This is a genomic window from Streptomyces sp. ADI95-17 (assembly GCF_003846175.1).
In the GTDB taxonomy this organism is placed as follows: Bacteria; Actinomycetota; Actinomycetes; order Streptomycetales; family Streptomycetaceae; genus Streptomyces; species Streptomyces sanglieri.
On sequence record NZ_ML123053.1, the window covers coordinates 249107 to 257890 of the forward strand.

Annotated in this window: 8 protein-coding genes and 2 pseudogenes; 8 read left to right on the forward strand and 2 right to left on the reverse strand. The window is 69.9% G+C overall.

Going from position 1 to position 8784, the window contains the following annotated elements; translation table 11 throughout:
• Nucleotides 1-280 precede the first annotated feature (280 nt).
• Complete coding sequence (locus tag EES42_RS40320; RefSeq protein WP_241196896.1) at nt 281-1120, forward strand: cupin domain-containing protein; 840 nt, start codon at nt 281-283, stop codon at nt 1118-1120.
• Nucleotides 1121-1408: 288 nt separating this feature from the next.
• Nucleotides 1409-1729: a hypothetical protein gene (locus EES42_RS40325; protein ID WP_124723171.1), complete on the forward strand. Its 321-nt coding sequence runs from the start codon at nt 1409-1411 to the stop codon at nt 1727-1729.
• Between the two features lie 202 nt (nt 1730-1931).
• Here the strand turns inward: EES42_RS40325 and EES42_RS40330 are convergent.
• Nucleotides 1932-2400, reverse strand: a pseudogene (locus EES42_RS40330) (IS6 family transposase); the annotation flags it as partial.
• Between the two features lie 426 nt (nt 2401-2826).
• Here EES42_RS40330 and EES42_RS40335 point away from each other — a divergent pair.
• From EES42_RS40335 to EES42_RS40345, 3 genes and pseudogenes are all read left to right on the forward strand, one after another.
• Complete coding sequence (locus EES42_RS40335) at nt 2827-3423, forward strand: DJ-1/PfpI family protein (protein WP_124723172.1); 597 nt, start codon at nt 2827-2829, stop codon at nt 3421-3423.
• The gene (locus EES42_RS40340; protein WP_124723173.1) at nt 3420-3905 is read left to right on the forward strand and encodes a MarR family winged helix-turn-helix transcriptional regulator; all 486 of its coding nucleotides are present in this window, start codon (nt 3420-3422) and stop codon (nt 3903-3905) included. The genes EES42_RS40335 and EES42_RS40340 overlap by 4 nt, the downstream gene beginning before the upstream one ends.
• 134 nt (nt 3906-4039) lie before the next feature.
• Nucleotides 4040-4459, forward strand: a pseudogene (locus EES42_RS40345) (serine/threonine protein kinase); the annotation flags it as partial.
• A gap of 209 nt (nt 4460-4668) precedes the next feature.
• Here the strand turns inward: EES42_RS40345 and EES42_RS40350 are convergent.
• Nucleotides 4669-5652, reverse strand: a complete 984-nt coding sequence (locus EES42_RS40350) for an ArsR/SmtB family transcription factor (RefSeq protein WP_124723174.1) — start codon at nt 5650-5652, stop codon at nt 4669-4671.
• A gap of 89 nt (nt 5653-5741) precedes the next feature.
• Between EES42_RS40350 and EES42_RS40355 the strand changes: the two genes are divergently transcribed.
• The 3 genes from EES42_RS40355 (at nt 5742) to EES42_RS40365 (ending at nt 8728) form a co-directional block, all read left to right on the forward strand.
• Nucleotides 5742-7058 (forward strand): MFS transporter, encoded by a 1317-nt coding sequence (locus EES42_RS40355; RefSeq protein ID WP_124723175.1) that lies wholly within the window; start codon nt 5742-5744, stop codon nt 7056-7058.
• A 183-nt stretch (nt 7059-7241) separates the two neighbouring features.
• Entirely contained in the window at nt 7242-7850 is a 609-nt protein-coding gene (locus tag EES42_RS40360) for a DinB family protein (RefSeq protein ID WP_124723176.1), read from the forward strand.
• Nucleotides 7851-8137: 287 nt separating this feature from the next.
• A complete protein-coding gene (locus EES42_RS40365; protein WP_241196897.1) occupies nt 8138-8728 on the forward strand; it encodes a transposase family protein in 591 nt (196 codons plus the stop codon).
• The last annotated feature ends 56 nt before the right edge of the window (nt 8729-8784 follow it).

The window sequence follows — 8784 nt, forward strand, 5'->3', positions numbered from 1 at the left end:
GACGGGCCGGCCGCTGCGGCGGCCGACTGCCTCGGCGACGGCGACGGCGCGGGCGAGGGTGGCCCGTTCGGCGGTGAGGTGTGCTCCATTCACGAGGACGGGCGGTATGAACCAGGTCCACCGGGCGGGGGAGCGGCTCTTCCGGTTGCCCGCTCGCGGGCGACCACCCGCGAGCGAGCTGCGCGAACGTCCGGCAGACTGCACTTCGCCCGGACACTGTGACGTCCGGGCAGGGGATCGGATATCGGGGGACCGACGAATGTGGCATGGGGCGAGCGCGGTGGAAGTACCGGCGCCGGACAGATTCGACTGGTTCGTGGAGACGATCTCCAGTGCGTTGATGCCGTCGGCGCTCAGTGCGCGGGACGCTGCCGCATTCCACGCGGAGGGCGCCTTCCTGGGCCTCGGCCCTGTGCAGCTGTCGCGGTTCTCCTACTCCCCGCTGCGCTCACGACGGACCCCCGCCCTGATCCGTCGCGGGGATCCGGAGCAGTACCAACTGGGGCTGGTGACCAGGGGGTCGGCCTGGTACGCGCAGGGCGGCAGTGAGGCGGAGCTGCACGCCGGTGACATGGTGCTGTGGGACACCTCCCGTCCCTACGACTCCGGCTCGGGACTCGACGACGGCAGCGTCGAGGTCCTGGTCCTGCAAATCCCCAAGGCGCGCTTGCCGTTGGCCGCCCCGCAGGTCGACCAGCTCGTCGCCCGGCGCATGGACAGCACCACAGGCATAAGGGCGGTGCTGGCCCAGTTTCTGGGCGCTGTGGTCGGAAACGGATCCGACTGCCGGCCGGGGCCGAACAGCCGACGACGGCCAGGAGCACGGCGCTGGCGGGCCGGATCGGTTCGGGTGGCTGCCACATCGGACGGCGGTGACGGGTCCGGCCGCGTGCAGAACCCTCTGCGGGTGAGTACCGGACGAACCCGTCCGCACCCTGACTCGCCGCGGAGGAAGAGCAGGGAACTCCACCCCGGCCTCTTCCTCTGCGGCGACCCCGCACCATGTGATCCGCACTGCAGCGCGCCGTTGCCGTCCGGACCGACCATCCCGTGGTCGGGCCCGACCACGGGCCGACGTAGGCCGACCATCGGGGTGCCTGTTTCTGCTCCCCGGTTCTGAAGCAATACCTGTCCCGTAAATGCTCTTGGAGTGGGCGGGAGTGAGCCGAAGCGCGATAGCTGTCACCAAGGCAGGAGGTCTGTCGCCAGGACTTCCGGACAGGGCGGGGCTGGAAGCTGTGCCAGAACCCGTGACCTGCGATGTTCTGTGACAGTGGACTGGGCCGGCAGGGCCGGTGCGGCTCACGTAGTCACCTGGGTCTCATCAGTTTCTTGGTTGTGCAACCCATTCCCATGCCCAGGCGTCCACCCCTTTGACGGACAGCTGCCGATTTACCCGGGAGGGCACGTGGCGAAGAAGGACCGGACAACGGAAGCGGCGAAGGAGAAGGACCGCGAGAAGTGGATGGCTCGTTTCCAGGTACGGCTGGCCATGCAGCCGGGCGTGGACCGGGCAGTGGTGCTCCAGGCGGTCAAGGAAGTCACCACGCACTGCGCGGATACGGGAGAGCACCCGCGGACTGCTTTCGGCGACCCGGACGCCTGTGCCGTGCAGGCTGCCGCGCGGCTGGTACCGGCGGACCGGGCGGCGCGCGCGAGGCGGCACGGCGCGGCAGTGGACACGCTCGACTCCGTGCTGAGAAGGGCCCAGGACATCGCCGGTCTGTGACCGGTTGAACAGCCGTTCACCGGGTGTCGGAAAGCGAGATCAAGGAGGTCACCGCAACCTTCACCGCCTGTGGTCAGGCCCTGGTGGGCCGATTGGCAGCCTGGGCGATCTGGTCCCGGATCGCGAAGCGGACGGCCATCTCGGCCCGGCGGTCGGAGGCTGTCATCAGGTGGCAGTGAGGGCGGAAGTGTGGCGAGACGCCGCTGAACGCGGAAAGGAAACGGCTGGGCCCCGCCTACGGAACGGAATCCCTTCATCGCGCGTTCACGCTGCCGCGTGGGCTGGTGGGAGGGCTCCGGCCGGTTGTTCAGGACCTTGTTGGAGCGGGTGTTCCACCGAGGGCATGACCTCGCGGTGCGCCACGCTGCAGGAGCCGAGCTTGTCGGTGACGACCACCCTCGGCACCGTACGGGTCTTCTTTGTCAGGCGGCGGAAGAAGCGTCTTGCCGCGGCATTGTCCCGCCGATTCTGGACGAGGATGTCGAGGACGTTGCCATTCTGGTCGACGGCCCGCCACAGATACTTCAGCTCGCCGTTGACCTTGGTGAAGACCTCGTCCAGGTGCCACTCGTCCCCGGGCCGTGGCCGACGGCGGCATAGTTCGTCGACATAGGCCTGTCGAACTTCAGACACCAGCAGCGGAACGTCTCGTAGGAGACGCTGATGCCGCGCTACCTCGCCGCCGCCGAGGCCCTGGCCACCAAGGCCGTGCGCGTCTACGGACAGTGGGCCCGCAGCGTGGCCGTCGAGAAGGCCCTCGAATACGTCGATGCCGGCGGCCGTCGCGCCTACGCCGCCCGGTTCCGCGCCGCAACACTCGCGGCCGGGGCCGACTGTCTCGGGACCACTTCCCTCCCCGCAACCTCGACCCGTCCCACCCCATGTGGGACCAGGCCGCCCGCACCGTGTGGGACCTCGTCAAGGCCGGGGCGCCGCCGCGCGCCGGGAGCGGCTCGGCATGGGCACCTTGTATGGCGTGGGTGCTCTGGTGGGCAGGGTGTCGGGCCGACACAATCAACATTATTGACAGCGTGCTGCCATGATGACAGCATGCTGTCAGTAACTTTCCGGCAGTTCCTCCGCACTCGGGAGACGTCATGCCCCGCAGGACCGTGGTACATCTGGCCGTCTATGACACCTACGCCGACTGGGAGACCGGGCACACCACCGCGCATCTCTCCGGGGCTGGATTCACGGTGCGGACGGTCGGGCTCACCACCGCCCCCGTCACGACCATGGGTGGGGTGCGCATCCAGCCGGATCTCGCGCTCACGGAGCTGCGCCCCGAGGACAGCGCTCTCCTGATCCTCACCGGCGCCGGTCTCTGGGACTCCGGCGACGAGCTCGCCGCCTTCGCCCGGGCGGCCCGCGGCTTCCTGGACGCGGGGGTGCCGGTCGCCGCCATCTGCGGCGCGACGGCGGGGCTGGCCCGCGAGGGTCTGCTCGACGACCGCGTGCACACGAGCGCGGTCTCCTTCTATCTCGCGGCCACGGGGTACGGGGGCGGTGAGCGGTACGTCGACGCGGACGCGGTGACCGACGGCGATCTCATCACGGCCGGGCCGACCGAACCGGTCGCGTTCGCCCGTGAGGTCTTCGCGCGGCTCGGGGTGTACGAGGGCGCGAAGCTCGATGCCTGGTACCGGCTCTTCCACGACTCGGACGCGAGCGCGTACGAGGTGCTGCAGGGATGAGCCGGAAGCAGCAGGACGCGCTCAGTCGCACCGCGCTCGGGGTCTTCCGGTTGAACGGCCAATTCCTCGCGGTTTCGGAGGAGTTGACCCAGCCGGCCGGATTGACCGCGGCGTGGTGGCAGGTCCTCGGGGCGGTGCTGGCCGAGCCGTTGCCCGTGTCCGGGATCGCCCGGGCCATGGGGATCACGCGGCAGAGCGTGCAACGGATCGCGGATCTGCTGGTGGGGAAGGGGCTCGCGGAGTACGTACCGAATCCGGCCCACCGGCGCGCGAAGCTGCTGCGCCCTACGGAGAAGGGCCGGGCAGCGGTCTCCCGGATCGGTCCCGGCCACGCGGAGTTCGCGGCGCGGCTGGCGGAGGAGCTGGGGGAGGAGGAGTTCGCGGAGACCGTACGGGTGCTGGAGCGGCTGTCGGCGGCGATGGAGGCGCTGGGCACTTCGATGGGCACCTCCGGGGGCACTTCCGGCCCCTCCGGCGTCTGAGAGTCTGTGGGCGGAACCGGAGAGGGAATCGCCGGGCCCTCCGCGGCCGGGTCCGAAAGCCGGGCCCGCCGGGGCGCGGCACGCGCCGCTCTTCTCGACGCGTTCCGGCGTATCGCCATGGGGGAGGACGCACCATGGACAAGCTCGGGCCCGCCGATCCGCAACGCATGGGCGCCCACCGTCTGCTGGGCCGGCTCGGCGCCGGCGGCATGGGCCAGGTCTATCTGGCCCGCTCCGGCCGCGGCCGCACTGTCGCGATCAAGCCGGTACGCGCCGAGCTCGCCGAACAGCGGGAGTTCCACAACCGCTTCCGCCAGGAGGTGCGGGCCGCCCGCCAGGTCGGGTCCGCCTGGACCGCCCCGTGCCGGACGCCGATACCGAGACCGCCGTGCCCTGGGTCGCGACCGGGTACGTAGCCGGGCCCTCCCTCCCGGCCACCGTCTCCGGTCTCGCGGGCGCCCGCGCGGGGACGGCCTCGGGTGCGTACGGCCCCTCGCCCGACGGTCCGCGCGTCATCCGCCTGATATCCGGTCGGCGCTGGACTGAGGCACAGCCGGATCAGTGGTCGGCACTGTGGCGGGTGAGCCGGAGCGGTTCTTCCCGGACACACACCACCGTCCGGCCCGGGCGGCTGCGCTCTACGGCTTCCGCCTCAACCGGTCACGTTCGGGAAATCCGCGCCGACATCCACCAGGCCTCCCTCACCCTCGGCTGCGCAATCATCTGCTGGCGGCGCCTCAAGAAGCAGTGCTGATCCGAGCCCTCAGCCCGAACCGGCGACCAGTGCCTCGCCGAGCGGGGTGCGCCGGTAGAGCACCGACCGTCCGGCCCGGGCGCGGACGAGCAGCCCCGCGCCTCGCAGGATGGCGAGGTGGTCTCCTACCGCGCCGGGTGCCATGGCGAGGCTTCGGGCAAGGTGGCTGGTACTGGCCGGGGCGTCCAGCGCCACCAGCAGCCGGGCTCGGGCCCGGCCGACCAGAGCGGTCAGCGCGTCCGGTCGGGGGACGGTCTTCTGTTCGCCCCACAAGGCGCCGGTGCCGCGGGCACGATAGACCAAGGTCCTGGGCCAGGGGTCTTCCAGGTGGGCGCCGATATTCGCGACGAAGACCGAAGGGATCAGCAGGAGCCCGTCGCCGGCCAGGCGGACTGTTCCGACTTGGGGGAAGTGGCCGATCTCGATACCGCCGGCTTGCCAGGCGATGCTCGGGTGCAGGCTCTCGATGGTCGTGACCCATCCGTGCTCGCCGATCACCCCCACCCGGTGCACGACATCGCGCTCACAGATCGCGCGCAGTTGCGGCCAGTCCGCGGCGAGCAGCTCGTGCCACGCCTGGTCCATCGCCTCGGCGATCCTGGAGACGGCGTCCGTCGAGTCCAGCACTGCGCGTACGCGGGGATCACGGGCGGACGGGCCGGTCGCGTTGGTGGCGATTTCGTGGCGGGCCGCTTCCAGCGGTGTGGCCCGGATCCTGGCGAGGTCGTCTGCCCAGGTCTGGTTGAGGCCGCGCGGGGGCGGGGCGACGAAGTTCGGTCCGCCCCCGCGCGGGGTGTGCAGGGCGAGGGCGGCGTTCAGTTCGCTCTCGCGGCGCAGCCGTTCAAAGGCCGGCAGGAGCCGGGTGGCCCAGGCTCGCGGCAGCGGCCGGTCTTGGCCGGCGAGCGAGCGCAGCAGCAGGCAGAGGTCCATCGCGGGTGACAGTGCGAAGCGGCTGCGCAGCAGGTCCTCGACGGAGACTTCGAAGCGCAGCACCCGGCCATGCTACCGCGGGACGCCTGTTCCGATTCGTCCAGCGACGAATCATTGGTGAGTGGCGTGGGTACACGGCGAGGCTGCGCGTCATGACCCCAACCGCCGAACCCGCGCAGGGCAACCACCGTGCCACCTATCGGGAAGTGCTGGCCGAGCCGCGATTCCGGCTGCTCTTCTCGACCCGTACCGTCGCGATCACTGCGGACGCGCTGCGGATCACCACGTTCTCGGTGCTGGTCTTCTCGGCCACCGGCTCCGCGCTGCTGAGCGCACTGGCCTTCGGTATCGGCTTCATCCCGCAGCTGTTCGGCTCGCTGCTGCTGGGCTCACTGGCCGACCGACTGCCGCCCCGCGCGCTCATCACCGGCGGCTACGCCTTGACGTGCGCCGCCGCCCTGCTGCTCGCCCTGGTGCGGATGCCGATCGTGGCAAGCCTTGGTGTCGTGGCGCTGGTCGCCCTCGCCACACCGGTGTTTCACGGCGCGTCGAGTCGGCTGGTCGCGCAGTCGCTGGAGGGCGACGCCTATGTACTGGGCCGTTCACTGAACAACATCGCTGCCTCCGGCGCGCAATTGTTCGGTCTGGCACTGGGAGGTGCGGCCGTCGCGGCACTCGGCCCGCACCGGGCGCTCGCGGTCAGCGCCGCCCTCTACCTCGGCTGCGCGCTCGCTATCCGCACCCGGCTACCCCGGCTGCAGCCAGGAGAGTTCGGCGGCACACCCGGCAGCGCTCGGGGCGATGGCGGGGCCGTCCGGGCAAGCCTGCACGGTGCCGGCCTGCTGCTGCGCGGACGCACGGTGCGACGACTGATGCTGGCCCAGTGGCTACCGCCCGCGTTCGTAGCGGGCGCGGAAGGCCTGATCGTCGCCTACGCCGGAGGCCGCCACTTCGCGCCCGGCTGGTACGCGGTGCTGATGGGATGTCTGCCGGTCGGCATGCTTGTCGGTGACCTGCTGGTGGGTCGACTGCTACGTCCACCCACCCGGGAGCGACTGGTGGTCCCGTTGATTGCGCTGATGGGATTGCCGCTGGTCGGCTTCGCCGCCGAGCCCGGAGTGGGCGTCTCGTCCTGTCTGCTGCTGCTCTGTGGCTTCGGATTCGCCTATGGTCTCGGCCTGCAACGGCCGTTCCTGGACGCCCTGCCGCAGGATGGCCAGGGCCAGGCCTTCGGTGTGCTCGGCTCCGGCAGCATGACGCTTCAGGGCGTCGGGCCGGCCTGCTTCGGCTGGGTGGCCGCAGGCATCGGAACAGGCGGCGCAATCGCCCTGGCAGGCGGCGCGGCGGCGCTGACCGCCGGCTGGATTCTCACCTGGCACCCGCCCACATCCCCGGTCCCCGTCCCGAACCACTCAACGGGATCGGAGAACGGCACCGAACAGCATGCGTGTAGCTGTCCTGCGCAGTAACCGTCGCAGGTCGGGTCGGCCGCGAGCCGTCACGCACCCCACCCCCACCCCCACGTCTCTCTGACAGACAGTCATTCCCAGTAGCTCATTGCGTAAGCAGTCCTAAGCCTCGGCTCTGCCAGCCGTTGCGGACCACGTACGAGATCTTGAGACCACGAGCAGCTCATGGAAGGTTCATGCCGCATGATCGATGAATTCGCGAAGGACAATCTGCACGGGAGACTGCGGCGGGACCGCAAGGCGCTGCTCTGGAAACTCGACGGCTTGTCCGAGTACGACGCCCGCCGACCTCTGACAGCGACCGGGACCAACCTCCTCGGCCTGGTCAAACACGTGGCCACCGTCGAGGCCAGGTACTTCGGCGAGGTCTTCGACCGTCCTTCTCCGGAACCGCTGCCCCGCTGGCAGGACTCCGACGGCAGCGATCTGTGGGCGAGCGAGGACGAGACCCGCGATCAGATCATCGGGTTCTACCGGCGCACGTGGGAACACTCGGACGCGACGATCAACGAGCTTCCCCTCGACGCCCCCGGCCATGTGCCGTGGTGGCCGGAGCCTTGTCCCAACACGAACCTGTTCGCCGTCATGGTCCATGTCCTCAGCGAGTCCATCCGGCATACCGGGCACGCCGATATCCTGCGCGAGGGCCTCGACGGCCGGACCGGGGTGCGCGCCGAACACGAGACGCAGATCGACGAGGAAGCCCGTGCAGCCCACTGCGCGAAGATCGAGCAGGCCGCCAGGACGGCCGCACCAACCAAGGCTTACGAGCTCGTGCATGGTCGGCGGTGACGATGGCCCTGCCGGCTCGTTGGGCGTGCGTGGTGGGGACGCAGGCACGTGGGTTTGATCATTTCGGAGCGTGGGGTCACAGGCCTTTCAGCGGCTGTGATTGCTGATCCGGTGGCGGAGTCGGGGCCGGTCCGGCAGGCCCGCAGAGATGCCGCGCTGCTCGACCGACCTGATGGTTTCAGGTGGTCCGGGCGACCACTGACCGTGCTGTCGGCGAGATCCGACCTCTGCTCGCCGACCGCGGCTGTCGCATCGAGGGCGGTCTGCGACTGCGCACGCTCGCCGATGTGATCACGCGTCTCGGCGCAACCGGCCGGACCGCGCTGATGGATGCCACCGGGATCAGGGTCCGCCGCCCGGGAGCACACCGCGGCGGACGCAGCCGGTTCATCTCCGGCAAGAGCGGCATCAACGCCATGAAAGCCCTCGTCATCACCGATGAGCGCGGACGACCGCTGTTCTGCGGCGAAGTCCGGGCCGGATCCGTCGCCGACATCACCCAAGCCGGAGACGCCGGCCTGGTCGACCTGCTCGCCGACACCATCGACCTGCAGATCCTTGCCGACGCCGGCTACCAAGGCCTCGCGGCGCAAACCCACGGCCAGGTCGTCACCCCGCCACGCAAACGCCGCGACAAAATCCTTGAGCATCTGCAATGGCTCATGGCGCACCACGAAGCCGCACGCTTCACCCACTCCTCAGCCAGAATCCCCGTCGAACACGGCATCGCCCACCTCAAGAACTGGAGAGCCCTCGCCCGGCACCACACCCGACGAGACAGCCTGCCCGACACCAGCCGAGCCGTCGCCGGACTCCTGACCGACCAACAAGCAACCCACCACACGAAGGCACTCGCACCGGCCACCACACCCGCGTGATCAAAACGCCAACCACGAACTCAACACGCCCCATCCCCATCCATGCACGAGCTCGT